General features: G+C 69.5%; 24 protein-coding genes. 12 read left to right on the top strand and 12 right to left on the bottom strand.

What is annotated here, in order from left to right:
- Window positions 1-8: 8 nt before the first annotated feature.
- The 4 genes from Q1A87_RS08685 (at window position 9) to Q1A87_RS08670 (ending at window position 3,974) form a co-directional block, all read left to right on the top strand.
- Entirely contained in the window at window positions 9-2,186 is a 2,178-nt protein-coding gene (locus tag Q1A87_RS08685; protein ID WP_299649793.1) for a malate synthase G, read from the top strand.
- Between the two features lie 7 nt (window positions 2,187-2,193).
- Complete coding sequence (locus Q1A87_RS08680; protein ID WP_299649790.1) at window positions 2,194-2,640, top strand: isoprenylcysteine carboxylmethyltransferase family protein; 447 nt, start codon at window positions 2,194-2,196, stop codon at window positions 2,638-2,640.
- Between the two features lie 38 nt (window positions 2,641-2,678).
- Window positions 2,679-3,107, top strand: a complete 429-nt coding sequence (locus Q1A87_RS08675; protein WP_299649787.1) for a heme-binding protein — start codon at window positions 2,679-2,681, stop codon at window positions 3,105-3,107.
- A gap of 93 nt (window positions 3,108-3,200) precedes the next feature.
- Complete coding sequence (locus Q1A87_RS08670; RefSeq protein ID WP_299649784.1) at window positions 3,201-3,974, top strand: gamma-glutamyl-gamma-aminobutyrate hydrolase family protein; 774 nt, start codon at window positions 3,201-3,203, stop codon at window positions 3,972-3,974.
- A gap of 185 nt (window positions 3,975-4,159) precedes the next feature.
- Here Q1A87_RS08670 and Q1A87_RS08665 read toward each other — a convergent pair whose 3' ends face one another.
- The 5 genes from Q1A87_RS08665 to argC all read right to left on the bottom strand — a co-directional run bounded on the left by Q1A87_RS08665 (window position 4,160) and on the right by argC (window position 9,692).
- A complete protein-coding gene (locus tag Q1A87_RS08665) occupies window positions 4,160-5,758 on the bottom strand; it encodes an ATP-dependent DNA ligase (RefSeq protein WP_299649781.1) in 1,599 nt (532 codons plus the stop codon).
- The gene (locus tag Q1A87_RS08660) at window positions 5,755-6,624 is read right to left on the bottom strand and encodes an alpha/beta hydrolase fold domain-containing protein (RefSeq protein WP_299649778.1); all 870 of its coding nucleotides are present in this window, start codon (window positions 6,622-6,624) and stop codon (window positions 5,755-5,757) included. The genes Q1A87_RS08665 and Q1A87_RS08660 overlap by 4 nt, the downstream gene beginning before the upstream one ends.
- Entirely contained in the window at window positions 6,621-7,625 is a 1,005-nt protein-coding gene (locus Q1A87_RS08655; protein WP_299649775.1) for a ligase-associated DNA damage response exonuclease, read from the bottom strand. Before Q1A87_RS08655 ends, Q1A87_RS08660 begins: the two co-directional genes overlap by 4 nt.
- Before the next feature lie 49 nt (window positions 7,626-7,674).
- Window positions 7,675-8,706: a FliG C-terminal domain-containing protein gene (locus Q1A87_RS08650; RefSeq protein ID WP_299649772.1), complete on the bottom strand. Its 1,032-nt coding sequence runs from the start codon at window positions 8,704-8,706 to the stop codon at window positions 7,675-7,677.
- A gap of 68 nt (window positions 8,707-8,774) precedes the next feature.
- Entirely contained in the window at window positions 8,775-9,692 is a 918-nt protein-coding gene (argC, locus tag Q1A87_RS08645) for an N-acetyl-gamma-glutamyl-phosphate reductase (protein ID WP_299649769.1), read from the bottom strand.
- A gap of 147 nt (window positions 9,693-9,839) precedes the next feature.
- Between argC and Q1A87_RS08640 the strand changes: the two genes are divergently transcribed.
- From Q1A87_RS08640 to Q1A87_RS08620, 5 genes are all read left to right on the top strand, one after another.
- A complete protein-coding gene (locus Q1A87_RS08640) occupies window positions 9,840-10,655 on the top strand; it encodes a TIGR00282 family metallophosphoesterase (RefSeq protein ID WP_299649765.1) in 816 nt (271 codons plus the stop codon).
- Entirely contained in the window at window positions 10,652-12,430 is a 1,779-nt protein-coding gene (locus Q1A87_RS08635; protein ID WP_299649762.1) for an SLC13 family permease, read from the top strand. Before Q1A87_RS08640 ends, Q1A87_RS08635 begins: the two co-directional genes overlap by 4 nt.
- Window positions 12,431-12,452: 22 nt before the next feature.
- Complete coding sequence (locus Q1A87_RS08630) at window positions 12,453-12,863, top strand: hypothetical protein (RefSeq protein WP_299649759.1); 411 nt, start codon at window positions 12,453-12,455, stop codon at window positions 12,861-12,863.
- Window positions 12,864-12,967: 104 nt separating this feature from the next.
- Entirely contained in the window at window positions 12,968-14,023 is a 1,056-nt protein-coding gene (locus Q1A87_RS08625; protein WP_299649756.1) for a glycosyltransferase family 2 protein, read from the top strand.
- Window positions 14,016-16,226 carry a glycosyltransferase family 2 protein gene (locus tag Q1A87_RS08620; protein WP_299649753.1) on the top strand — a complete coding sequence of 737 codons (2,211 nt, stop codon included), beginning with the start codon at window positions 14,016-14,018 and terminating at the stop codon, window positions 16,224-16,226. The genes Q1A87_RS08625 and Q1A87_RS08620 overlap by 8 nt, the downstream gene beginning before the upstream one ends.
- Before the next feature lie 3 nt (window positions 16,227-16,229).
- On the opposite strand, the gene Q1A87_RS08615 is transcribed toward Q1A87_RS08620, so the two are convergent.
- Entirely contained in the window at window positions 16,230-17,216 is a 987-nt protein-coding gene (locus Q1A87_RS08615; RefSeq protein ID WP_299649750.1) for a hypothetical protein, read from the bottom strand.
- A gap of 177 nt (window positions 17,217-17,393) precedes the next feature.
- Between Q1A87_RS08615 and Q1A87_RS08610 the strand changes: the two genes are divergently transcribed.
- The 3 genes from Q1A87_RS08610 (at window position 17,394) to Q1A87_RS08600 (ending at window position 19,608) form a co-directional block, all read left to right on the top strand.
- On the top strand, window positions 17,394-18,290 hold the full coding sequence (locus Q1A87_RS08610; RefSeq protein WP_299649747.1) for a DMT family transporter: 897 nt from the start codon (window positions 17,394-17,396) through the stop codon (window positions 18,288-18,290).
- On the top strand, window positions 18,287-18,931 hold the full coding sequence (locus tag Q1A87_RS08605; RefSeq protein ID WP_299649744.1) for a Type II secretory pathway, pullulanase PulA: 645 nt from the start codon (window positions 18,287-18,289) through the stop codon (window positions 18,929-18,931). Before Q1A87_RS08610 ends, Q1A87_RS08605 begins: the two co-directional genes overlap by 4 nt.
- Window positions 18,932-19,029: 98 nt before the next feature.
- A complete protein-coding gene (locus tag Q1A87_RS08600) occupies window positions 19,030-19,608 on the top strand; it encodes a Hint domain-containing protein (protein WP_299649741.1) in 579 nt (192 codons plus the stop codon).
- A 4-nt stretch (window positions 19,609-19,612) separates the two neighbouring features.
- Here Q1A87_RS08600 and Q1A87_RS08595 read toward each other — a convergent pair whose 3' ends face one another.
- From Q1A87_RS08595 to Q1A87_RS08570, 6 genes are all read right to left on the bottom strand, one after another.
- Entirely contained in the window at window positions 19,613-21,802 is a 2,190-nt protein-coding gene (locus tag Q1A87_RS08595; RefSeq protein WP_299649738.1) for an FAD-dependent oxidoreductase, read from the bottom strand.
- Window positions 21,799-22,266, bottom strand: a complete 468-nt coding sequence (locus Q1A87_RS08590) for a cupin domain-containing protein (RefSeq protein WP_299649736.1) — start codon at window positions 22,264-22,266, stop codon at window positions 21,799-21,801. The genes Q1A87_RS08595 and Q1A87_RS08590 overlap by 4 nt, the downstream gene beginning before the upstream one ends.
- Window positions 22,266-23,477, bottom strand: coding sequence for an acetyl-CoA C-acetyltransferase (locus Q1A87_RS08585; RefSeq protein WP_299649733.1), 1,212 nt, complete (start codon window positions 23,475-23,477; stop codon window positions 22,266-22,268). Before Q1A87_RS08585 ends, Q1A87_RS08590 begins: the two co-directional genes overlap by 1 nt.
- A gap of 10 nt (window positions 23,478-23,487) precedes the next feature.
- Window positions 23,488-24,123 (bottom strand): glutathione S-transferase family protein, encoded by a 636-nt coding sequence (locus Q1A87_RS08580; RefSeq protein ID WP_299649730.1) that lies wholly within the window; start codon window positions 24,121-24,123, stop codon window positions 23,488-23,490.
- Between the two features lie 156 nt (window positions 24,124-24,279).
- Window positions 24,280-24,504, bottom strand: a complete 225-nt coding sequence (locus Q1A87_RS08575; RefSeq protein WP_299649727.1) for a hypothetical protein — start codon at window positions 24,502-24,504, stop codon at window positions 24,280-24,282.
- 58 nt (window positions 24,505-24,562) lie between these two features.
- Window positions 24,563-26,341 (bottom strand): acyl-CoA dehydrogenase, encoded by a 1,779-nt coding sequence (locus tag Q1A87_RS08570; protein ID WP_299649724.1) that lies wholly within the window; start codon window positions 26,339-26,341, stop codon window positions 24,563-24,565.
- Window positions 26,342-26,360 lie beyond the last annotated feature (19 nt).

Genomic DNA, 26,360 nt, shown 5'->3' with positions numbered 1-26,360 from the left:
GAGGCATCATGTCGCGCATCGAGAAATCAACCCTGAGCGTCGCGCCCGAGCTCGCGACCTTCATTGAGACCGAGGCCCTTCCGGGCACGGGGATCGATGCCGAGACGTTCTGGAACGGTTTCGCCGACCTCGTGACCGACCTCGCGCCCCGCAACGCCGAATTGCTGGCGACCCGCGACCGGATGCAGGAGCGGATCGACGCTTGGCATCGCGAGCGGAAGGGACAGGAACTCGACGCCGCCGAGTACCGCGCCTTCCTCGAGGAAATCGGCTACCTCGTTCCCGAGGGCGGCGACTTCGTCATCGGCACCGCCGACACCGATCCCGAGATCGCCTCGATGCCCGGGCCGCAGCTCGTCGTGCCGATCACCAATGCCCGCTACGCGCTGAACGCCGCGAATGCGCGCTGGGGCAATCTCTATGACGCGCTTTACGGCACGGACGCGATCGGCGACCTGCCCGAAGGCGGCGGCTACGATCCGGCCCGGGGCGAGCGGGTTATCGGCTGGGGCAAGGCGTTCCTCGATCGCGCCGTCCCGCTGGCGCACGGATCCTGGGGCGACGTGAAGGGCCTCGATCTGACCGACGGGCACCTCACCGTGGAAACCGCCGAGGCGCGGTTCTGGACGGAAGGACAGCCCGGCGGGCACGAACTGGCCGATCCGGACGCCTATCGCGGCTGGGTGCGCGACGGCGAGACGGTGCGGGTCCTGCTGCGCAACAACGGCCTCGGCATCGTGCTGGTGCTGGCGCGGGACGGGGCGATCGGCAAGACCGACCCGATGGGGCTCGACGCGATCCATCTGGAAAGCGCGATCTCCGCGATCATGGATTGCGAGGATTCCGTCGCCTGCGTCGACGCCGAGGACAAGGTGCTGGCCTACCGGAACTGGCTTGGCCTCATGCGCGGCGACCTGACCGAGGAGGTGACCAAGGGCGGCACCACCTTCACCCGCGCGCTCAATCCCGACATGGAGTTCAATGCGCCGGATGGCAGCGTCCGGACGGTAAAGGGCCGCGCGCTCATGCTGATCCGCAATGTCGGCCACCTGATGACCAATCCCGCGATCCTGATGGACGGCGGGATGGAGATCCCCGAGGGGCTGATGGATGCCGCGATCACCACGCTGATCGCCATGCACGACCTGAAGAAGGCCGAAGGGCTGCGGAACTCCGTCACCGGTTCCGTCTACGTCGTGAAGCCCAAGCTGCACGGCCCTGAGGAGGTCGCCTTCGCCGACACGATCTTCACCCGCGTCGAACGTCTGCTGGGCCTGCCCGCGAACACGGTGAAGCTCGGTATCATGGACGAGGAACGGCGGACCTCGGTGAATCTCAAGGAATGCATCCGTGCGGCGAAGGACCGGGTGGCCTTCATCAACACGGGCTTCCTCGACCGCACCGGCGACGAGATCCACACCTCGATGGAAGCCGGTCCGATGCTGCCCAAGGGCGAGATGAAGACGACGCCCTGGATCGAGGCCTACGAGGATCGCAACGTCGATATCGGCCTCGCCTGCGGGCTGAAGGGCCGGGCGCAGATCGGCAAGGGGATGTGGGCGATGCCCGACCGGATGGCCGACATGCTGGCGCAGAAATCCGGCCACCCCGAGGCCGGCGCGACCTGCGCCTGGGTGCCGTCGCCGACGGCGGCGACGCTGCACGCGACGCATTACCACGAGGTCGACGTGATGGCGCGGCAGGACGATCTGGCGCGGGGCGGGCCGCGGGGCACGCTCGACGACCTTCTGACGATCCCCGTCATGCACGGTCGCAACCTCTCGGATGCGGAACTCGACGCCGAGATCGAGAACAACGCGCAGGGCATCCTCGGTTACGTCGTCCGCTGGATCGATGCCGGGATCGGTTGCTCCAAGGTGCCCGACATCAACGATGTGGGCCTGATGGAGGACCGCGCGACCTGCCGCATCTCCAGCCAGGCGCTGGCGAACTGGTTGCATCACGGCATCGTCTCCCGCGAGCGGGTAGACGCGGCGATGCGCAAGATGGCCGCCAAGGTCGACGCGCAGAACGCGGGCACGCAGGGCTACAGGCCGATGGCGCCGGACTTCGACAGCGTGGCCTACCGCGCGGCGCAGGATCTGGTCTTCGAGGGGCGGGTGCAGCCGTCGGGCTATACCGAGCCTGTCCTGCACCGGCGGCGGCTGGAGCTGAAGGCGCAATAGGACGGCCATGTCGATCCGCCGGGACTTTCCGGATCTCCCGCTCGTCTGGGCCGCGGGAACTCTGGGTCTGCAATGCATCGCGGCCTGGCTCCTTCCCATCCGGGGGTTCGCGGCGGATCGGATCGGCTGGTTCCTCGTCGCGGCCGGTCTCGGGCTCGTGAGCTGGGCGGCGCTGAAGTTCCGGCGGCACCGAACCACGATCGAGCCACGGGAAACCCCCGCGCATCTGATCGTGGAAGGTCCGTTCCGCATCAACCGGAACCCGATCTATACCGGCATGGCCCTCATGCTCGTGGGCTTTGGCGCCGTCCTCGGCACCGTGTCGGCGCTGCTCTGCGCCGCGATCTTCCCGGTGATCGTCACGCAGCGCTTCATCCGCGGCGAGGAGAGCGACCTGCGGGCTGCGTTCGGGGCCGATGCGGACCGCTATCTCGACGCGACGCGTCGCTGGTAGGCGGCGGGTCGCGCGAACCTATCACTAAGGAGAAAGAAATGAACGAGATCAACCTGCGTCGCGCGCGCCAGATCATCAAGGGCACCTTCGACAAGGGGGCCGAGATGTCGCTGAAGCCGCTCACGGTCGTCGTGCTCGACGCGGGCGGCCACGTGAAGGCGTTCGAGCGGCAGGACGGTGCGTCGCCGGGCCGGTTCCAGATCGCCTTCGGCAAAGCCTACGGCGCGGTCATGCTGGGCATGGCGGGCCGCGCGCAGATGGAGCGGGCGGAAAGCCAGGCCTATTTCATGGCCGCGATGAACGGGGCCTTCGACGGCCGCGTGGTGCCGGTTCCGGGCGGCATCCTCGTGCGCGACAACAAGGGTGTCGTGATCGGCGCGATCGGCGTCACCGGCGACACCTCCGACAACGACGTGGAGGCCGGTCTCTCCGGGCTCGAGAAGGCCGGGCTCACCGGCGAGGCGTGACGCTCTGTGCGGCAGCGCCGCCGGGCCTGTGCCCGCCGGCGCCTTTCGCGGATGCCGCATGACCGCTATGTTCGCAAGAACCGGAGGATCTTCATGCGTCCGATCGTCGGCATCATCTCGAACAACATCCTGATCAACGACCAGTATCCCGCCCATGCGAACGGGACGATGAACACCGAGGCGGTGGCGAAGGTCTCCGATTGCATGGCGGTCTGTTTCCCCGCCGACCCTGAGGTCGCGGATGTCGACGAATTGCTCGAGGCCTTCGACGGCTTCCTCTTCACCGGAGGTCGCCCGAACGTCCATCCCGAGGAATACGGCCATTCCGAGACGGAGGCGCACGGCGCGTTCGACCGTGATCGCGACCGGGTCGCGCTGCCCCTCATCCGCGCGGCGGTGGAGCGCGGGCAACCGGTCCTCGGCCTCTGCCGCGGGTTCCAGGAAGTCGCCGTCGCCTTCGGCTCGACGCTCCACCCCGAGATCCGCGAGCTGCCGGGTCGCGAGAACCACCGTATGCCGCCCGACGGGACGATCGAGGAGAAGTTCGCGCTGCGCCACGAGGTGACCTTCACCGTCGGCGGGCCATTCGCGCGGCTGATGGGATCGGCGAAGGTGATGACGAACACGCTGCACGGGCAGGGGATCGACGAGCCCGGCCCCCGCGTCGTCATCGACGGACGCGCCCCCGACGGCACGCCCGAGGCCATCGACATCGAAGGTGCGTCGGGTTTCGCGCTCGCGGTGCAGTGGCACCCCGAATGGAACGCCGCCTGCGACCCGGTTTCGCGGCCCCTCTTCGAGGCGTTCGGCGATGCCTGCCGCGCCTGGCGGGCCGGTCGGCAGGCGCCGCTGCGAAAGACCGCGTAGGGCGGTTCCGCCCGATCCGAGGCTACGACGGAATCGTCGTGCAGGCTCGGAGCCGGTCTGACGATTGCGGTATGACTTCGGTGCCGTTTCGACCCTGTCGAAGTGGCGTCACCCGTCTTTCTGAGAGGGTAGCGTGGCGAGCGAGTCAGTGATCGAGCGCGGAGGTGCTCTTCGGCCGCTTCGCCTCACCCGTATTGCTCCAGCATCTGCAGCAGGTCCGCATGGGTGTTGGCCTCCGCCACGGGCTTGTCGTCGCGCCAGCGCAGCATCCGCGGGAACCGCAGCGCCACGCCCGACTTGTGGCGCGTCGACTTCTGGATGCCCTCGAACCCGATTTCGAAGACATGCTCCGGCGGAACCTGTCGCACGGGTCCGAACCGCGCCAGCGTGTTGCGGCGGACCCAGTGGGTGATGCGGCGGAACTCGGCATCGGTCAGGCCGGAATAGGCCTTGGTGAAGGGGACGAGCTCGTCCTCCTTCCAGACCGCGAAGGTGAAATCGGTGTAGAGGTTCGCGCGTCGTCCGTGCCCGGCCTGCGCGTAGACCATCACCGCGTCGATGGTGAGTGGGTCCAGTTTCCACTTCCACCAATCGCCCTTCTTGCGGCCGACATGGTAGGGCGAACCCTTGCGCTTCAGCATCAAGCCTTCGGCCTGCGCCTCCCGCGCGGTCTCCCGAATGGGGCCAAGCGTGTCCCAGTCCGCGAAGTCCACCACCGGGGAGAGTGCGACCGGCGCATCAGCAGGCAGGTCGGCGATCCGCCCGACCAGCCGCGCGCGACGCTCGGCGAAAGGCAGGGCCCGGAGGTCGACGCCATCCTCCTCCAGCAGGTCGTAGGCGCGCAGGATCACCGGTGCGTCGGCCAGCACCTTCTTCGACACCGTCTTTCGCCCGATGCGCGTCTGCAGCGCCGAGAACCCCATCGGCCGCCGCGTCTCCGCGTCCCATGCGAGGATCTCGCCGTCGAGCACCGTGCCGTCGGGCAGGAAGTCGGCGGCGCGGGCGAATTCCGGGAAACGGTCGGTCATCAGTTCCTCCCCCCGGCTCCAGAGGTGGTGCTGCCCGCCACGCAAGATGAGCTGCCCGCGGATGCCGTCCCACTTCCACTCCGCGATCCAGTCCTCCGCGGGGCCGAGATCGGCCGGGTCGCCCTCCACCCCGTAGGCAAGGCAGAACGGGTAGGGCCGGCTCAGATCGGCCTCGGGGTCGGGCGCAGTGATGAGCGCAACATAGCTCGTCGTCTCGGGCGTCCACTTTCCCATCAGGCGATGGGCGAGCTCCGCCTCCTCGATGCCGGTGGCTTTCGCGAGCGACCGGGTCATCAGCTTCTGACTCACGCCCACGCGGAAGCCGCCGGTGATGAGCTTGTTGAAGACGAAGCGCTCCGCCCCGTCGAGCTCGGTCCAGGATCGGAGCACCCAGGCCTTCCGCTCCGGCTCCGGCTGTGCGGCGAGGGCGCGGATGTCGGCGATCCAGTCCGAGAGGCTCCGGTCCGGCGCCGCCTCCGCCTCGGGAAGGACGAGGTGGATGGTCTCGGCCAGGTCGCCGACCACGTCGTAGCTCGCCTTGAAGAGCCACATCGGCAGGCCCGCCACCTCCGCCGCCCATTCCGAGAGGCGGGTGGCGTTCACCGTCCGCTTCGGCCGCCGCCCGGACAGCAGCGCGATGGTCCAGAGCCGGTCGGCCTCCGGCGCATCCTCGAAATAGGCGGTGAGCGCGGCGGTCTTGGCCAGCGTCTTCGTCGTCTGGTCCAGCGCGGTGAAGAGTTGCGCGAAGCGCTTCATGCCCCGGGCTCCCCGCGCAGATGCGCGGCAATCCGGTCGAGGGCGCGGTCGGCCGCGGCGGAGCGACCGGCGAAGAGGTGGTAATCGTGCGGCACGCCGGGCTCGACATGGACCGCGACCGGCACGCCGTCCTCCCGCATCCGCCCCGCCAGACGATGCCCGTCCGCCTCGAGGAACTCGCCGCGGCTCAACTCGATCAGCGTATGCGGTGCGCCCCGGTAGCGGCCGAAGAGCGGCGAGACGCGCGGGTCGTTCGGGTCGGCCGCACCGACATAGGCGCGCTGGAACCGACGCAGGATCGGCTTGGAGAACACCATCTCGGAATGGTCGTGCGGCGCGCGGGAGGCCAACAGGTTCGTGCCCGGCGAAATCAGCGTAAGGCTCTGCGGCGGCCTGTCGGGAAGCAGGTCCTGCAACGCCGCGAGCGCGAGCGTCGCCCCGGCGCTGTCGCCCAGCAGGTGATAGGGCCCCGGCACGGCCCGGAGCGCGGCGAGGCAGTCGTCGGGCGCGGCGGGGAAGGGATGCTCGGGAGCGAGCCGGTACTCGGGCACCCAGACCTCGAGGCCCGCGCGTTTCGCGAAGAGGTCGGTCAGGCCCGCATAGCTGTCCGGCGATCCCATCACGAAGCCGCCGCCGTGGAGCCAGACGGCCCGGCCCGACGCCCCCTCCGGCGTCGCGACGCGGCAGCGGATGCCGCCCGCCTCGCGCCACTCGGTCCGGAGCGCCACGCGATCGCGCAGCAGGCGATTGCCGATCTCGAAAAGACGGCGCTGGAGCGGGAAGGGCAGGGCCAGCGCAAGGAACGGCCGCTCCAGCCAAGGCGCGGTGACCCGACGCATCCGGTCGAAGCGGGCGCCGGAGATCACGCTTCCGCCTCCTCGGTCTCGAGCAGCTCGTCGCCGTATTCCGTCGCCACGATCTGCGCGTCGTAGCCCTGTTCCTCCAGCCATTGCCGGAACACGGCCGTGTAGCCGTGGGTGGCGAAGATCCGCTCCGCCCCGGTCTCGCGCACCGCCATGTTGAGCCCCGCCCAATCGGCGTGGTCGCTCACGACGAAGCCCCGGTCGGCCGCGCGCCTGCGCCGCACCCCGCGCAGCGCCATCCAGCCCGACGCGATCGCGGTGGAGACAGGGCCGAACCGCCTGAGCCACGGCCCCGCCAGCGCGGAGGGCGGCGCCACGATCAGCCCACCCGGATGCGCCTTCAGGTCGGTCTCCGACGTCACCCGGATCGTGTCGGGCAGCGTCACGCCCTGGCGGCGCAGGACGGCGTTGGTGTTCTCGACGGCGCCGTGGGTCAGGATCGGGCCGATCGAGGCATCGACCATCGTCATCACCCGCTGGGCCTTGCCGAGCGCGTAGGCGCCGATCGCCGAGTGACGCCCCGCCGCCCGGTTCGCGCGCCACCATTCGTCGATCTGTGCCGACAGCTCCGCGTCGGTCAGCCAGTCGAAGACCGGCAGGCCGAAGGTGCATTCGGTGATGAAGGCGTCGCAGCGCACCGGCTCCCACGGTTCGCTCAACCCGTCCGGCGTGGTCTTGTAGTCGCCCGAGACGACCCAGACCTCGCCGCGATGCTCCACCCGGATCTGCGCGCTGCCGGGGACGTGGCCGGCGGGGTGGAAGCTCACCCGGACGCCGTCGATCTCGCGGATCTCGCCGTAGGCCACGCTTTCGAGGTCGATCTCGCCCAGACGGTGCCGCATCACGGGCGCGGCTTCGTGCGTGGCCAGATAGTGCCGGTGGCCCTCATAGGCGTGATCGGCATGGCCATGCGTCACCAGCGCCCGGTCGACCCGTTTCCAGGGGTCGATGTAGAAGCGGCCGGCCGGGCAGTAGATGCCTTCGTCGCGAAATTCGAGAACCATGACCCGTCATCTAGGGTCCGGCCGGGGCGGGGACCAGTGATCCCCGCGATCAGTCCATCGTCACGAACGTGATCTCGCCGGCCTCTTCCAGCCTGCGGATCGTCGCCACCAGGTCGGACCGGGCGGCTTCGGACTCGTCGGCGGGGATGGTACCGGCTTCGGCGATCTGGTCGCGGAACTGGTCGGCGAGGCGGCTGGAGATCGTGCCGAGGATGAAGGTTTCGACCTCGCGCATCTCGTCGGGCAGACCCGAGAGCGCCTTGACGACGACCAGCGCGTCGACTTCCTTGAGGATCTTCGGCATGCTGCGGGGCTCGATCCGCTCCGGGATGTTCTCGAAGCTGAAGACCGCCTTGCGGACCCGGGCCGCGAAGGCCGCGTCGCTCGCGTCGAGGCTCTCGAGGACTGCGTTGCGCACCCGTGCCGTCGCGACGTTGAGGATGCCGGCCACACGGATCACCGAATCCGTCTCGAAGGCCGGTGCGGTCCGGCTCGCGCTCTGCCGGCCGAGCGCCATGCCGATCCGGCCCACGGCGCCGGGCGCCACGTCCTCGGTCCGGGCGAAGGCGGCGGCGATGGCCTCGGCGCGCTCGGAGGGAAGCTCCGCCATCAACTCGGCGGCGCGCCCGGAGGGCAGCTTCGACATGACGATCGCGCAGACCTCGTCGGACTCGCCCTCCGCGAAGGCGAGGAGCGCGGGCACGTCGAGCTCGGCGATGACCGCCCAGGGTCCTTCGCCCGCCGGCGCGTCGGGCCCGAGTTCCGCGGTCAGCGATTCCACGACCTCGAACGACAGGTGCCCGCCAATCGTCTCGACCACGTTGGCGAGGTCGCGCGGGAAATGCAGCCCGATGCTGTCGAGCTCGGCGGCGAATTCCTGGACCACTTCGGCCAGCGTCTCGCGATCGACGAAGCGCAGGCGCGCCATTTCGCGGACGATGGCGCGCTGCTGCTCGGGCGGCAGTTCCCGCAGACCGGAATCCACCCCGCCCGAGATCAGCAGGTGAACGAGGACGGCGGCCTTTTGACGCTTGGTCAGTTGCGGCCGGGCGTCGAGCGAGGGGAAGGCGAAGTCGGACAAGGCGCGGATCCCGTTCGGAGAGACGTTCGCCCCGTCATGCCGTCCTGTCGGTTAAGATGCGGTTTCGCTCAGTCGGCGCGCAGGCCCGAATCCTCCTCGGCGCCGATCATCAGGTTGAGGTTCTGCACCGCCGTGCCCGACGCGCCCTTGCCCAGATTGTCGAGGACCGCGACCACGGTGACGCGGCCCGTGCCGTCGCCGTTGACGTAGAGCACCATCCGGTTCGTCCCGTTCATGGCCTGCGGGTCGATCCGCTCGCCCGCGCTCTCCACGCCGACGAAGGGCTCGTCGCGATAGGCCTCGCGCAGCGCCGCCTCGATCCGGGCGTGGCCCGCCACCCCGCCGGGCAGCAGGTCGGCATGCAGGTGGAGCTGCACCGCCATGCCCTGCGCGAACCGCCCGACGGCGGGCTGGAACAGCGGGCGCCGCGTCAGTCGGCTGTATTCCATGATCTCGGGCAGGTGCTTGTGCCCCTGTTTCAGCGCGTAGAGGTAATAATCCGGCGCATCGCCGGTTTCGTATTCGGCGATCAGCGACTTGCCGCCGCCCGTATAGCCCGAGATCCCGGTCAGGACGGCGCCGTGGTCGTGCCCCACGATCCCGGCATCGGTCAGCGGCCGCAGCATGGCGATGGCCCCTGTCGCGAAGCAGCCGACATTGGCCACCCATTGCGCCGAACGGATACGGTCGCGCTGGCCCGGCAGTTCGGGCATGCCGTAGACCCATTCGCTGTTCACCCGATGCGCGGTGGAGGCGTCGATGAGGCGGGTGCCGCCGGAGATCATCACCGCCTGCCGCGCCGCGTCGTCGGGCAGGCAGAGGATCGCCAGATCGGCCTCCGCGTAGGCGTCGCGGCGGGCGATCTCGTCCTTGCGGTTCGCCTCGCCGAGCGAGATCAGGCGGATGTCCTCGCGGCCCTGAAGCCGGTCGCGGATGCGGAGGCCGGTCGTGCCGGCTTCGCCGTCGATGAAAACTGCGGTGGTCATGTGCGTCTCCCCGTGCCGAGAACAGGGATACGCGGGGCCGCCCTGTGCCGCAACCGCCGGAGCCATCGGGACGCCACACGGCGTCCGTCCCGCGACGGACGCGGCATCGCCGTTGCACGGGCCCGTCCTGCCGCGTAACCCCGGCGCATGCGAATTCTCTTCCTCGGCGACGTCATGGGCCGCGCGGGCCGGCGCGCCATCACCGATCGACTACCCGGCCTGCGCGCGGACTGGCGCCTCGACGCGGTCGTGGTCAACGGCGAGAACGCCTCCTCAGGGCGGGGTCTCAACGCCGCGCAGTCGCAGGGCCTGTTCGCGGCCGGGGCAGACGTCGTCACGCTGGGCGACCACGCCTTCGACCAGAAGGACATGATGCAGGCCGTCGAGCAGGAGCCCCGCATCCTGCGCCCGATCAACTACGCCAAATCCGCGCCGGGCCGCGGCTGGCGTGTCTTCGACGTGGCCGGGCGCAAGCTGCTGGTGGCGCAGGTACTGGGCCAGGTCTTCATGTCGCGGACCTACGACGACCCGTTCTCCGCCATCGAGCCGGTCCTGAAGGCGCATCCGCTCGGCCGCGCGGTGCAGGCGACTTTGGTGGACGTCCACTGCGAGGCCACGTCCGAGAAGATGGCGATGGGCCATTGGTGCGACGGCCGTGCCAGCGTCGTGGTCGGCACTCATACACATGTGCCCACGGCCGACGTGAGCATCCTGCCGCGCGGCACAGCGTTTCAGGCCGATGCCGGCATGTGCGGTGACTACGATTCGGTGATCGGGATGGAAAAGACCGAGCCGATGCGCCGCTTCGTGACCGGCATGTCGCGGGAGCGTTTCGAGCCGGCGGGCGGCGAGGCGACGCTTTGCGGCCTTTTCGTGGAAACCGACGACGCGACGGGCCTCGCCCGCGAGGTCGTGCAGGTGCGCCAGGGCGGGCGGCTTTCGCAATCGGGGCCCGTCTTGTGAACTGGATCGAGGTTCCCCAGGCGATGCAGGCCTGGGTGACGATCGCCGTTCTTCTCGCCATGCTCGCCCTCTTCGTGCGGGAGACCTACCCGACCGAGGTCGTGGCGATGGCGGGGGCAATCGTCCTGCTCGTCCTCGGCATTCTGCCCTACGAGGCCGGCGTGGCGGTGCTGGCGAACCCCGCGCCCTGGACGATCGCGGCGATGTTCCTCCTGATGGGCGCGCTCGTGCGGACCGGCGCGCTCGACTGGTTCACCCGTTTCGCCGAGGGGCAGGTGGGCCAACGTCCGCGTCTCGCCATCGGCATGCTCCTCGGCGTCGTGCTGATCGCCTCGGCCTTCGTCGCCAACACCCCGGTCGTCGTGGTGATGATCCCGGTCTTCGTGCAGCTCGCCCGCGCGATGGAGATCGCGCCCTCGAAGCTCCTCATCCCGCTCTCCTATGCCTCGATCCTCGGTGGCACGATCACGCTGATCGGGACCTCGACGAACCTGCTCGTCGACGGCGTGGCGCGGACGCGGGGGCTTGCCCCGTTCACCATCTTCGAGGTCTCGATCCTCGCCATCCCCGTCGCGCTGGCGGGCATGGCCTATCTCTACCTCGTCGGCCGTCATCTCCTGCCGGAGCGCAGCTCGATGGCCGCGATGCTGGGCCGCCGCCGCGCCGCAAAGTTCTTCGCCGAAGCCGTGATCCCGCCCGACTCGAACCTGATCGGACGAGAGGCGACCGACGTGCAGCTCTTCAAGCGCGAGGGCGTGCGGCTGATCGACGTGGTGCGCGGCGACGCCTCGCTGCGCCGCAACCTGACGGGCGTCGTCCTCCGGGTCGGCGACCGGGTGATCCTGCGCACCGAGATCGCGGAACTGCTCACGCTGCAGCGCAACCCGGACCTGAAGCGCCTCGACCAGGTCGGCGCGGTGGAGACGACGACGGTCGAGGTGCTGATCACGCCCGACGCGCGGATGGTCGGGCGGCGGCTGGGCGATCTTCGCCTCCGGCGGCGTTACGGCGTCTATCCGCTGGCGCTGCACCGGCGGGACCGCAACATCTCGGGGCAGCTCGACGACGTGACGGTGCGGGTGGGCGACACGCTGCTCCTCGAGGGCGCGGCGGAGGACATCCATCGGCTGAGCCAGGACCTGAACCTCGTCGAGGTGAGCCAGCCGCGCGAAAAGGCGTTCCGGCGCGAGCGGGGCTGGATTCCCGTGGCCGTCGTCGCGGGGATCGTCGTACTCTCGGCGCTGGGCCTCGCACCGATCTTCGCGCTGGCGGTCATGGGTGCGGTGATCGTCCTGCTGACCCGGTCCGTCGATGCCGACGAGGCCTTCGGCTTCGTCGACGGCCGGCTCCTGGCTATGATCTTCGCGATGCTCGCCGTTGGCGCCGCGCTCGAGGCGTCGGGCGCGGTGGAGATGATCGTCGGGGCCATCGCGCCCTGGCTTGCCGGTCTGCCCGGTCCGCTCCTCGTTCTCGCCGTCTTCGCGCTGACCTCGACGCTGACCGAGCTCGTCTCGAACAACGCGGTCGCCGTCGTCGTCACGCCGATCGCCATCGCGCTGGGCCAGACGCTGGGCGTTGATCCGCGCGGGCTCGTCGTCGCGGTTATGGTGGGGGCGAGCTGTGCCTTTTCGACACCCATCGGCTACCAGACGAACATGTTGGTCTATGGTCCGGGCGGTTATCGGTTTACCGATTTCGCACGGGTGGGAATCGGCATGAACGTCGTCGTCGCGCTCCTCTCGTCGGCCCTGATCCCGCTGATCTGGCCGCTCTGACCTGATCCCCGCGGAGGCTTCGATGCGCGCCCTGTTCCTTCTGCCCCTCGCGCTCTGCGCCTGCCAGACGCTCGGCTTCCCGCGCGGCGAGGACATGTTCGACGTGCCCGAGGGAGAGGTTCGCGTGACGCGGGCGACGGCGGACGCGATGCGCGTGACGCTGCGCCTGTCGGACGGCACCCGCTGCTCGGCGGAACGGCCCGAGGGCGTGACCGGCAACTGGTCGGGCGTGACCACCGATTGCGGCTATGCGCTCCCCTTCACCGTCAGCTACAAGCCAGCGCCCCGGCCCGAGCGGTTCACCATCGAGGCGCCGATGGGCGGCACCGGCCCGCGGGCGGAGGTCTACGTGACCGACGTGGACGGAGTGCGCCGTCTTTTCGTGGCGCCGCTCGACGAGGATATCCGGTTCGAGACGGCGCCGCCGGTCTGATCCCGCTCTTCACCTTTCGTCAACCTTCAGGCTTGGTCGTTAACCTTCCCGCAAGGTTGACGTTTCATTAACGGGCGCATCCGATCAAACGCCGCCGGTGGCCGATGCCCGCATCCTCCGATCCGCCCGTTTCCATCACCGTCGTCACCTGCCTGCGCGACGAGGGGCCCTACATCGTGGATTGGCTCGCCCATCTGCGCGCGCTCGGCGTCGCCCGGGTGCTTGCCTTCACCAACGATTGCTGCGACGGGACCGGGGCGCTTCTCGACGCGCTCGCTCCCGCGGGCGTGGTGCAGGTGCCGCAGGGCGACGTGCTCGGCGATGGCGGGCCCGCGCCGCAATGGCGCGCGATGGCGGCGGCCTGGGACAACGGGATCTGCGCCGGCGCGGACTGGCTCCTGCATCTCGACGTCGACGAGTTCGTGGCGCTGGACGGCCCTGCAGGCCTGCCCGACCTGATCGCCGAGATGCCGGGCGCGGAGGCGATCGCGCTGCCCTGGCGGCTCTTCGGCTCCGCGGGACGACTCGAGGCCGGGGCAGGGTCCGTGCCCGAGCGCTTCGACCGCGCCGCCCCGGTCGGCCTCGCCTATCCGGCGCTGGCGAGCTTCTTCAAGACGCTGTTCCGCAGGGACGGGCCTTTCACCGGCTTCGGGATTCACCGACCCCGGCAATCCGCGCCGCCCGCCTTCTTTGACGACACCGGACGTCGCGACGACGCGCTGGCGGCCGATCCGAAGCGCATCCTGCTCTGGCGCGGCGGGACGCCACCAAAGGGGCGACGCGTGCAGCTGAACCATTATGCGGTCCGCTCGATCCACGAGTTCCTGCTCAAGCGCGGGCGGGGGATGCCCAACCATACGGGCAAGGTGCCGGGGCTCGAATACTGGGTGGAGCGGAACTTCAACCAGACGACCTGCAAGATGATCGCGCCGCAGCTCCCGGTGATGCGCGCCGAGGCGGCGTGGCTCCGCGACCTGCCGGGCGTGGCGGCGGCGGAGGCGGCGACGCGGGACTGGCACCGGGCCGAGCTGGCGCGCGTGCTCGCGACGGAAGAGGGGGCGCGGCTCTGCGGGCGGCTGGTGCTCGCGGGCGGATCGCTCGCGCCGTCCGCGCGGCTCGGGCGGGCACTTCTCGACGGGATGGCCCGGGCGCGTGGTTGAGACACGGATCCTGAACGGCCGGGTCTTCGGCGACGTGACCGTGATCGACGCTGTCGGCGGCCCGGACGGCGCATGCATCTTCCTCGGACGCGGGCTCGACCCCGCACGGATCGAGGCGGCGTGCGTAACGGTCAATGGCTCGGTCATGGCGCGGGTCGCGGACGGCGCGGAGGTTGCGGTGCCGGTCGCCGGCTGCGACGCATCCGTCCCGGTCGCCGCACCCGAGCCGGACCTGTTCGCAGGGTTGCGGGTGATGATGGGCTGCCGCAACGGGGAGCCGGCGGAGATCGTCCGCGACTGGCTCGACTGGCATGTCGGGCAGGGGGCACAGGCGGCGCTGATCCTCGACCGGACCCGACCGGGCGAGCCGCCGTTGGCCCCCGCGCTGGAAGCCGCACTGGCCGTCACGCCGGTCGAGGGGCTCGCACGCCTCGTCGTCGTGTCCGCGCCGTTCCCGCTCGGCGGCAAGGCCGTGAGCGAGCGGCACCCGCTCCAGGCCCCCGATGCGCCCGGCCGGGACCGCATGGACGTCCCGGCGGCGGATCCCTGGACCGCACCGTTGGTGGAGCTGGTCGTCCTCGAGGCGCTGCGCTGGCGGTTCCTGACGAAGGCGCGGGCGGTGGCGTTCCTCGACGTCTCGGACCTGCTCGCACCCGCGCCGGCCGGGCAGGGCGCGTTCGCGCGGATCGACGCGAACGAGACGGGGGTGATCCCGATTCTCGGGCGACGGATCTATCCGTGGCGCGTCCGCAGGGACCGAGCGGTGCGGTTCGGCGACCATGTCTGCACCCTGTTCGATGCGACGGGCGGGCACCGCCGCTGGATCGCCGCGCCCGCGCGCCTGCCGCCGGACGCGCCGTTCCGGCTGACGCGGATCGGGAGGCTGACGTCGGACGGAGAACCGACCTTTTTCCACCGCGCGATGGCGCTGCGTTGCAACGAGGCGGGGGACCGCCCGCTCGCGCCGAAATCGGGTCTGGTGCAGAGCGACGCGCTTTTACGACTGTCGCGCGAAGGCTTCGGGCACGCGCCCGTCCTGCCGCCCGTCTCCGCCGCGCCCGTCGCCTGCCTGCCCGCCGCGCTGCCGGGGCGGACGGCGATCGTGACCTGCATGAAGAACGAGGGGCCGTTCATTCTCGAATGGATCGCCCATCACCGCGGCATCGGCGTCGACGATTTCCTGATCTACACCAACGACTGCACCGACGGGACCGTGGAACTGCTCGACGCGCTCGCGGCCGCGGGGATCGTCGTGCGGCGCGACAATCCGTTCCCCGGCACCGGCCTGAAGCCGCAGCACGCCGCGCTCGCCGACGCGGAGGCGGAGCCGATCCTCGCGCGGGCGGGCTGGGCAATCTGCATGGATGTCGACGAGTTCATCGACGTGCATGTCGGTGCCGGGCGGCTCGCCGACCTCTATGCCGCCGTCGGCGACGCGAACATGATCTCGTTGACGTGGCGGCTCTTCGGTCATGACGGGCACCTGACCTTTGCGGACGCCCCCGTGACGCAGCGCTTCACCGCCTGCGCGCCGGAGCTTTGTCGCAAGCCGCATCAGGCCTGGGGCTTCAAGACGCTGTTTCGCCGGAACGCCATCTTCCGCAAGCTGGGCGTGCACCGGCCGAAGGGGCTGCGTCCCGATCTCTGGCGGCAGGTCGCCTGGGTCAACGGCTCGGGCCGGCCGATGCCGCGGGAGATGCTGCGCAACAGCTGGCGCTCGACGATGGCGACCTACGGCTACGATCTGGCGACACTGAAGCACTATGCCGTGCGCGACGCGGAGAGCTTCCTCGTCAAGCGCGACCGCGGGCGGGTGAACCACGTCGCGCGCGATCAGGGGCTGGGCTACTGGTTCCGGATGAACAACAACGCCGAGCGGGATACGCGGATGCGGGCGCGGGCCGCCGCGCTGGCCGAGGGGATTGCCGCCCTGCGGGCGCTACCGGGCGTCGCGGTGGCGCACGATGCCTGCGTGGCGGCGCACCGGTCGCGGATCGCGGCCCTGAAGGCGGTGCCGGAGAACGCGGCGTTCCTCGCGGAGATCGGCGGTGCCCGGCTCGACCGGCTCAGCCGGATGCATGCGCATTTCGGGGCGAACGTGTTCCTCGCAGGGCCCGACAGCGTGCCGGACGCCATCGCGTTCGCTGACCATCCGGCGGACTTCTTCTTCACCGTGGACGAGGTCGCTGAGACACGACACTGACCGTCAGCGGCAGATGTCGCGCAGGGCGAGCCAGGCGGTATCGTCGAGGGAGGGCGGCATGTCGGAGGGCGCGGCCCCGGCCGTCGGGCGTCCGGTCGCATCGGCCCAGGGCGCCCAGGCGAGATGGGCCGCGTCGAAGGCCGCCCGCAGGCGTTCGTCGACGGGAAGCTCCGGCGGATCGGCCAGGAGCGCCTCGACACGGCCGGCGACGGCGTGATCCGGCACCCGCCCGGAAGCGAGAAGGCGGGCGAGATCGACGAGGCCGAGATCCCGCAGGAAAGCTCGCAGGGGCGGTGCCGTCCGGGTCGTGACGATCGAGGCGAGGAGGTGCCCGGCCGCCACATCGGGATCGTCATGGGAGTCAAGGGTTCGGTTCGACAACACGATCAGGTCGCCGGGCAGCGCCAGTTCGGGCGGCTCGAGTTCGCGCAGAACCGCGAGGCGCAGCGGCCGGGTCGGCGTGAGGCGCTGGCGCAGCGTCGCGAGCGCCTCGTCCCCCGGGATCGAGTTGCAGGTCGAGCCGGCGCGATGGGCGAGTGCGTCGAGCATCCGGTCGCCGATGTCGCGCGCCTGCGCCGGCGGGATGATATCGACCGCGTGACGCCGCAACGCGCCCGGCAGCCAGGCCAGCATCGTGACGAGGGCAACGACGATTGCCGTCGCGAGGAGAAGGCGGCGAAGTGCGCCGGGCCGGCGGCGGCCCGTCTCGACGGCGGAGACGACACGGTCGAGCGCGGCGATCATCTCGGGCTCGGCGATCTCCAGCTCCTCGCCCGCCTCCTCGTGGGGAGCATAGAGGGCCGGCATCCTGCGCGGATTGCGGCGGACCAGCGCCGGCAGCGACCAGTGGCTGAGCGCCGTGCCAGCGAAATCCTGCACGACAAGCTCCGCCTCGCCCAGCGTGACGTAGACCTCCTGCCGCGGCGCCTCCGCCCCGGGGCGCCAGAATGCCGTCGTCTCCAGCCGTTCGATGCCGGCGAGCGCGGTCAACCGGACGCCGCCGGGGCCTGCCGGTCCAAGACGCGGATACCTGGACGGGGGTCGCGCGTGGCCCCGGCCGCGACGCGGCTGCGCTCCCGGTATGCCGTCACCTGCATCGCGCCCGTTGCTCCTCGCCTCACGGGTCGCGATACTGCGACGACGCGGCGGGGCAGGACAAGACCGGACATGCAGAACAGACCCGTCGCCGCGGCCGGCTTCATCCTGGTCGCGACCCTCACCATCGGCTTCATCGACCAGTTCGTTCGCGTGATCGCGGAGACGTCGAGCCTGTGGACCTTCCACGTCATCCGCACGGCGATGATCTGGACGGGGGTCCTTGGCTGGCTCGCATTGTCGGGCCGGCGGCTAGCCGTGTCGAACTGGCGCGGCCTGCTCGCGCGGTCGGGGATCATGGCGACGGCGCTGATGATCTACTTCGGCGCGTTGGGCTTCCTGCCGGTGGCGCAGGCGGCGGCCGGGCTCTTCACCGCGCCGATCTGGGTGCTGATCCTGTCGGTCGCCGTGTTCGGTCTGCGGATCGGACCGGTCCGCATCGCGGCGGTGCTCATCGGCTTCGCGGGCGTGGTGATGGTGCTCTCGCCGAATCCGGACGCGATCGAGCCGCTGGTCTTCGTGCCGATCCTGGGGGGCGCGTTCTACGCGATGGGCGCGATCGCGACCCGGGAATGGTGCGCGACGGAAACGGCGCTTGTGGTCGCGCTGGGCTCGTTCACGGCGCAGGGGCTCTGGGGCCTCGTCGGGATCGCCGCGATCGAGGCGCTCGGGCCGGGGGACGGCTTTCTCGCGCAGGGCTGGGTCTGGCCCGACGGGGAAGTGCTCGCGTGGTGCGTCGTGCAGGCGGCGGGCAGCCTGCTCGCCGTGGTGTGCCTGACGCGCGGCTATCAACTGGCGGAGGCGTCGCTGGTCTCGGTCTTCGAATATTCGGTTCTGGGCTTCTCCGCACTGTTCGGCCTTATGCTCTGGGGCGACGCGCTCTCGCCCGTCTCGCTTCTGGGCCTCGGCCTGATCGCGGGGGCGGGATCGCTCATCGTGTTGCGCGGACGAGGGGCGCGGGTCGCGTGATCCTGTCGCCCGGCCGCGGCTATGCCTTCGTCCACGCGCCGAAGACCGGCGGCACGTCGATGGCGCTCGCGCTCGAAGCGCGGGCGATGGCGGACGACCTCCTGATTGGCGACACGCCGAAGGCCATCCGCCGGCGCGGACGTCTGCAAGGCGCGCGGAGTGCGGGGCGGCTGTGGAAACATTCGACGCTTGCCGATGCCCGTGGACTATTGCCCGACGCGGTGATGGACGCGCTGCGCCCGGTCATGCTGGTCCGCAATCCCTGGGCACGGATGGCGAGCTACTACCACTGGCTGCGCGGGCAGACATTCGACCACCCGGCGGTCCGCGTGGCGAATCGTTCGGACTTCGCCGGGTTCGTCGCGGACGCGGAGGTTAAGGAGAGCTTCCGGCGCGCGCCCTATGCCAGCTATGTAGCCGGAGGGGCCACGCCGATCTTCATCCGGCTCGAGCATCTCGCGACCGATCTCGCGCCGTTCGAGCGCCTGCTCGGGTTTCGCCTCGTCATGCCGCACGCGAACCGCTCGGACCGGCCAGTCGAGTGGCGCGCGGCCTACGACGCGTCGATACGCGCGCGGGTCGCCGAGATCTGTGCCGCGGATATCGCACGGTTCGGCTATCGGTTCGGGATCGGAGCCTGATATTGCCCGGGGCCCGCCGTCGCGGCGGCGCCGGTCACACGATGGCACTGGGTCGGCGACCTCTTGCCGTTCCGTCCGCGTCCGTGCGAGAGCAGCGCATGGTCAAGCCAGTTCCCTTCAAGCGAAGCACGTTCGCCACCGGCCCTGACGATCACGCACCCTGTGCCTTCCTGATCGGCACGCGGGTCGCCACGTCCGACGGCATGCGGAACGTGGAGATGCTCGAGGTCGGCGAGCTGGTTGACACGACGGTCGGGCCGCTGAAGATCGCGCAGATCGAGCGGAAGATCATGCGACGCGCCGACCTGATCTACCGGCGGGACGACTGGCCCGTGCGCGTTCCGGTCGGATCGCTCGGCAACCCGGGACCGCTTCGCCTGTCGCCGCCGCAGCGCGTGTTGCTCGACGGGCCGACGGTGGAACGCGTCGCAGGCATGGCCGAAATCTCCGTGGGCATCCGCGACCTCGTGGGTCTGCGGGGCCTGATCGTTGAGCGGCCGATCGCCGACCTGCATTACACCACGCTGGATTTCGGCCGTCCGGTCGTCGTGGAGGCGGAGGGCGTCGCCTGCGAGATTCAGGCAAGCGACGTCCCCGTCGTCGAGCGCGAGATGGCGCGCGCCGCGTTCACCGCGATGAACGCCGAGGGCGAGCCGCGGCTCCGCACCCTGCGCTGACCGGTCAGGCCGCCTTCGCGCCGTCGCTCCCGTAGAAGCGCGCACCGTCCGCCGCCATTCGGCGCAGCACGTCCGGCGCCGAGAAGCGCGGCCCGTGCCGTTCGGCCAGCGCGTCGCAGGTCGCGACTGCCCACGCAGCGCCGACGATGTCGAGCCAGGCGAACGGACCGCCCGACCACGGCGCGAAACCCCAGCCGAGGATCGCGCCGACATCGCCCTCGCGGATGTCCTCGAGTACGCCCTCCTCGAGCGCGCGGACGGCCTCGAGCACCTGCACCAGCATCAGACGGTTCTGCACCGCGTGCAGGTCCGGCTGGTCCGCAGCCAGCGGATGGCGCGCGCCGAGCTCCGGCCAGAGCCCCTGACGCTTGCCCGCCTCGTCGTATTCGTAGAAGCCCGCCTTCGCCTTGCGGCCCAGCCGCCCGGCCTCGGCCATCGCGAAGAGTACGTCGTCAACCGCGCCGTCGGGATAGGCGTCGCCCATCGCCGCGCGCGTGGCCTTCGCGATCTTCACGCCGAGGTCGATCGAGGTCTCGTCGACGAGCTGCAAGGGCCCGAGCGGGAAGCCCAGTTGCTTGGCGGCGTTCTCGATCAGCGGCGGCGCGACGCCCTCCGCGACCATGCGGATGCCCTCGTTGATGTAGGGGATGATGCAGCGGTTGGCGTAGAAGAACCGCGCGTCGTTCACCACGATCGGGGTCTTCCGGATCTGGCGGACGAAATCGAGCGCCTTTGCGACGGCGCGGTCACCCGTCTCAGCCCCCTTGATAATCTCGACCAGCATCATCTTGTCGACGGGCGAGAAGAAGTGGATGCCGATGAACTGCTCGGGCCGGGCGCTCGCGCGGGCGAGATCGGTGATCGGCAGGGTGGACGTGTTCGTGGCGATTATGCAATCCGTGCCGACCACGGCCTCCACCGCGCGTGTCATCTCCGCCTTGACGTCCGTGTCCTCGAACACCGCCTCGACGATCAGGTCGCAGCCCCGCAGCGCGTCGAGATCGGTCGTGGCGTGCACACGGCCCAGCACCTCCGCCTTCTTTTCCCCGGTCACCTTCTTGCGGGAGATGCCCTTGTCGAGCAGCCCCTCGGAATAGGCCTTGCCCTTGTCGGCCGCGGCCTGTTCCCGGTCGATCAGGACGACTTCGATCCCGGCATTCGCGGCGACGTAGGCGATGCCCGCGCCCATCATGCCCGCGCCGATCACGCCCAGCTTCGCGACCTTCTGGTCGGGCGCCTCGGGGCGGTTCGCGCCCTTTTCCAGCGCTTCCTTGTTGATGAAGAGCGACCGGATCATCGCCTCCGACGAGGGGTTCATCAGCACGTTCGTGAACCAGCGCGCCTCGATCCGCAGCGCCGTGTCGAAGGGCACCATCGCGCCCTCGTAGACCGCGGAGAGAAGCGCCTTCGCCGCGGGGAACGCGCCCTGCGTCCGGCCGTTCACCATCGCCGAGGCGCCGACGAAGGTCATGAAACCCGCCGGATGGTAGGGCGTGCCGCCGGGCATCTTGTAGCCCTTCTGGTCCCACGGCTTGACGAGGTCGCCGTCCTTCGCGGCCAGCACCCAGGCCCGCGCGTCGGCCATCGGGTCGTCCGACACCTCGTCGACCAGCCCCGCGGCCTTTGCTTTCTTCGGGTCGCTGAGCTTGCCCTCGAGCAGGAAGGGCGAGGCGCCCATCGCGCCGAGCTTGCGGACGAGCCGCGTCGTGCCCCCCATGCCGGGAAAAATGCCGACCATGATCTCGGGCAGGCCGATCCTGGCCTTCGGATTGTCGGCCGCGAAGATGCGATGGCAGGCCAGCGGAATCTCGAACCCGATGCCGAGCGCGGTGCCCGGCAGGACGCAGGCCACGGGCTTGCCGCCCTTCAGCGTCTTCGGGTCCATACCCGCCCGCTCGATCCTGCGCAGGATGCCGTGGCAGCGTGTCAGCCCGTCCATCAGGCCCTGCGCCGGCGCATCGCCCGCCTCGGCCTTCATGCGCGCGATGACGTTGAGGTCCATGCCGCCGGCGAAGCTGTCCTTCGCGGAGGTGATGACGATGCCGCGCACGGCCTCGTCCGCGAGTGCCTCGGTCACGCAGGCGTCGAGGGCGTCCCAGCCTTCGAGGCTGAGCACGTTCATCGACTTGTCCTTCACGTCCCACGTGATCGTGGCGATGCCGTCGTCGTCCTTCGTCCAGGCGAAATCCGTCATGTCTTGTCTCCCTCACGTGGGTAGGGGGTGCCGTCGAGATGCGTGTAACCGTCCGGCGTGCCGCGCAGGTCGAGGCCGGGATAATTGCAGACGTTCCCGGGATGACGCGCGCCGACGATGAGATAGGTCGCGTCGCGGTCGGTGTGGTTGCGCAGCATGTGCGCGACCTCGACCCCCGCCGGCCAGCAGCAGGCATCGCCGGGACCGATCACCGTTTCCTCGCCGTTCTCGACGACGGTGAGCGCGCCCGAGAGCATGTAGAGGAACTCGTCCTCGTCGCTTTCCCAGTGCATCTGCGAGGATTGCCCGCCGGGATGCAGAACCTCCAGCACGGCGCCGAACTGGGTCAGTCCGCCGGCGTCGGTCAGGTAGCGGTAGTGCAGGTTGCCGCGGCCGAGGTCGTAGGGCGCGGGATATCCCGAGACGCCCTCGGTCTCGGCCACGCTGTCCTTGCGCAGGATCATCAGACCCGCTCGATGATCGTGGCCGCGCCCATGCCGCTGGCTACGCAGAGGGTGGCGAGCCCCGTCTCCCGGTCCGACCGTTCCATCTCGTCGAGCAGCGTGCCGATGATGATCGCGCCCGACGCGCCGAGCGGGTGACCCATGGCAATCGCCCCGCCGTTCACGTTGAGCTTGGCGTGATCGACGTCGAAGGCCTGCATGTAGCGCAGCACGACCGAGGAAAACGCCTCGTTCACCTCGAACAGGTCGATGTCGTCGATCATCATGCCGCTGTCGGCGAGGATCTTCTCCGTCGCCGGAACCGGTCCGGTCAGCATGATGGTCGGGTCGGTCCCGATCTTGGCGGTGGCCCGGATGCGGGCGCGGGGGGTGAGGCCCCACTTCTTCCCGAACACCTCCGACCCGACCAGCACGCCCGCCGCGCCGTCGACGATGCCCGAGGAATTGCCGGCATGGTGGATGTGGTTGATCCGTTCCAGATGCGGGTATTTCATCAGCGCGACCTTGTCGAAGCCGGGCATGACCTCGCCGATCGCCTGGAAGGCCGGATTGAGCGCGCCGAGCGACTGCATGTCCGTCCCGGGCCGCATGTACTCGTCGCGCGCGAGGATCGGCAGGCCGTTCACGTCGCGCACAGTGAGCATGGCGCGGTCGAAGCGTCCGTCCTCCCAGGCCGCCGCCGCACGGCGCTGGCTTTCGACAGCAAAGGCGTCGGCGTCGTCGCGGCTGATGCCGTATTCGGTGGCGATGATGTCGGCGCTGATGCCCTGCGGGACGAAATAGGTCTCCATCGCCACGCTCGGGTCGACGGCGATGGCCGCGCCGTCGCTGCCCATGGGCACCCGGCTCATGCATTCGACGCCGCCGGCGATGTAGCCGTCGCCGGCGCCCGCGCGGATCTGGTTCGCCGCGAGGTTCACCGCCTCCATGCCCGACGCGCAGAACCGGTTGATGCTGAGCCCCGGGATGCGCTCGTCGAGGCCGGAGGCCAGCACCGCGGTCCGCGCGAGGCAGCCGCCCTGTTCCATCACCTGCGTGGCGTTGCCCCAGATCACGTCCTCGACGGCGTGACCTTCGAAGCCCGCGCGCGCCTTCAGCGCGTCGAGAACCGTCGCCGAAAGATGGACGGCGGTGACCTCGTGCAGGCTTCCGTCGGGGCGGCCCTTGCCCCGGGGGGTGCGGACCGCGTCGTAGATATAGGCGTCTGTCATGCGAGCCTCCTTACAGGCCGCGGTCGGACGGGCGACCGGGCATCAGGTCGTAGGGGTGCTTCCAGCCGGGCAGGGCGGCGATCCGGTCGAGCCAGGCGTCGATGGCGGGCCACTCCGTCCGGTCGAAGCCGAAGGGTTCCGGGTAATACAGATAGCCGCAGCAGCTCAGATCCGCATTCGTGACGTTACGGCCGACGATCCAGTCGCGACCCGTCAGATGCGTGTTCAAGACCTCGAAGGCGCCGCGCAGGCGTCCCTGCTGAAAGGAGATCACCTCGGGCGGGCGCTTCGCCTCGGGCAGGAAGTTCATCAGGAACCGCGTCGCGCCCGCCACGCTCGAGAGCTTGTGGTTGTCCCAGAGCACCCAGCGGAGGACCTCGTAGCGTTCTTCCTGTGTGCCGCCGAAGCGTCCGGTCCGGTCGGTGATCCATTGCTGGATCGCACCGGACTGGCTCAGCTGGAAACTACCGTCGACGAGAAGCGGCGCCTCGCCCATCACGTTGGTCGCGCGGTAGGTGTCGGCGCGGGCGGCGCCGTTGAAGAAATCGACGAAGACGGGCGTCCAGTCGAGACCAGCCAGTTCGAGCGCGAGGGCCGCCTTGTAGCTGTTCCCGCTCTCGCCGAAACAATGCAGCTCGATCGTCATCCCTTGCTCTCCCCGTCCCGGGACCGGGCTCCGGCGCGCCGGAGCCGACCTGCCGTCCCAGAGCCTAGCGGATGAGCCTGGTCCGCGATAGACACGGCAGGGCTCGCGGCATGCCAACAGGGGTGGACACCGAAGATCACCTTCCGTGTCGCCTCGTTACTGCGGATCACGCGATCCGGCCGTGTTCGTCACCGCCTTGTAGAGCCCAAGCCGGTGGCGCAGCGCCTCGTGGTGGGTGACGACGTCGAACGCCTCGAAGAGGAACGACAGCGCATCACGCTCCTCGAGGCCGGTCTCGGCGACGAACTGCTTGAGCCGCCGGTAGCCGATCTCGGACATTTCGGTATGAACTTCAGATGTATGAGCTTGTGAATGCGACATGCGCATCTCCAATATTGTCGGTCTTCAATCAGGGGTGGCCCGGCATTCGCGGCGGGCCTCAGAACGCCGTTGAATCAAGGGCCATGATCGTATCTGCCCCGGTCTTGATGCGCGCAAGGTGCATTGTGGTCGCCGGGAGTTGGCGGGCCATGTAATACCGACCCGTCGCGACCTTGGCGGCGAGGAAGTCGTGGTCGGCCCCGTCCTGCGCCATCGCAGCGCCGGCCGCCCGCGCCATCCGCGCCCACATCAGCCCGAGGCAGACATGGCCGAAGAGGTGCATGAAGTCGTAGGAGCCCGACAGCGCCGCGTTCGGGTTCTTCATGCCTTCCTGCATGAAGAAGGTCGCAGCCTCCTGCAGGTCCTTCGAGGCCGCCTTGAGCGGGTCGAGGAAGCCGCCCTTCAACGTCTCGTCCTCCGCGTTCTCGCGGATGAAGGTCTTCACGATCTCGAAGAACGCCATCACGTTGCGGCCGCCGTCGGTCGCGAGCTTGCGGCCGACGAGGTCGAGCGCCTGCACGCCGTTGGCGCCCTCGTAGATCATCGCGATGCGGGCATCACGCGCGAATTGCGACATGCCCCATTCCTCGATGTAGCCGTGGCCGCCATAGACCTGCTGCGCGGCGATGGCATTCTCGAAGCCCTTGTCGGTGAGGAAGCCCTTCACGACCGGGGTGAGCAACGAGACCAGGCCGTCGGCGGACTTGTCCCCGCTCCGCTCGGCGCGGTCGATCAGCGTCGCGGACCAGAAGGTGAAGGCCCGCGCACCTTCCACGAAGCTCTTCTGATCCATCAGGTTGCGGCGGATGTCGGGATGCACGATCAGCGGATCGGCCGGGCCCGCGGGGTTCTTCGCGCCGGTCACGTCGCGCCCCTGCAGCCGGTCGACCGCATAGGCCAGCGCGTTCTGGTAGGCCACCTCCGCCTGGGCGTAGCCCTGCAGGCCGACGCCGAGCCGGGCCTCGTTCATCATCGTGAACATCGCCCGCATGCCCTTGTGCATCTCGCCCAGCAGATAGCCTGACGCGCCGTCGTAGTTCATCACGCAGGTCGAGTTGCCGTGGATGCCCATCTTCTCCTCGAGCTTGCCGACGGAGACGCCGTTGCGATCGCCGAGGGTGCCGTCCTCGTTGGCGAGGAACTTCGGTACGATGAAAAGCGAGATGCCCTTCGTTCCGTCGGGGCCGCCGGGGATCTTGGCGAGGACCAGATGGACGATGTTGTCGGCCATGTCGTGATCGCCCGCGGAGATGAAAATCTTCTGACCGGTGATCCGGTAGCTGCCGTCCTCCTGCGGCTCGGCCCGGGTGCGCATCATGCCCAGATCGGTGCCGGCATGCGGCTCCGTCAGGTTCATCGTGCCCGTCCATTCGCAACTGTACATCTTCGGCAGCCAGAGCGCCTTCTGCGCCTCGGTCCCGTGCGCGGCGATCGCAGAGGCCGCACCGTGGGTCAGGCCGTAATACATGTTGAAGGCCATGTTCGCCGCCGACAGAATGTCGCCCACCAGCGTGTAGACGAGATAGGGCAACCCCTGTCCGCCATAGGCCTCCGGTGCATCGAGCGCGGTCCAGCCGCCGTCACGGAGCTGATCGAAGGCGGCCCGGAAGCCGTCCGGGGTGCGTACGACCCCGTTCTCGAGCCGACACCCCTCGCGGTCGCCGACTGCATTGAGCGGCGCGATCACCTCGCTGGCCAGCTGGCCCACCGTCTCGAGGATCGCGCCGGTGAAGTCACGGTCGAGATCGGCATAGCCCGGAACGTCCTGCCCGCCGATTTCGAGCACGTCGTGGAGGACGAACTGGATGTCCTTGGTGGGCGCGGTATAGGTTGGCATTCTGCGTCTCCTCGGTCGA

The organism is uncultured Jannaschia sp. (assembly GCF_947494055.1).
Classification (GTDB): domain Bacteria; phylum Pseudomonadota; class Alphaproteobacteria; order Rhodobacterales; family Rhodobacteraceae; genus Jannaschia.
This window is presented reverse-complemented; position numbering and strand designations above follow the sequence as displayed.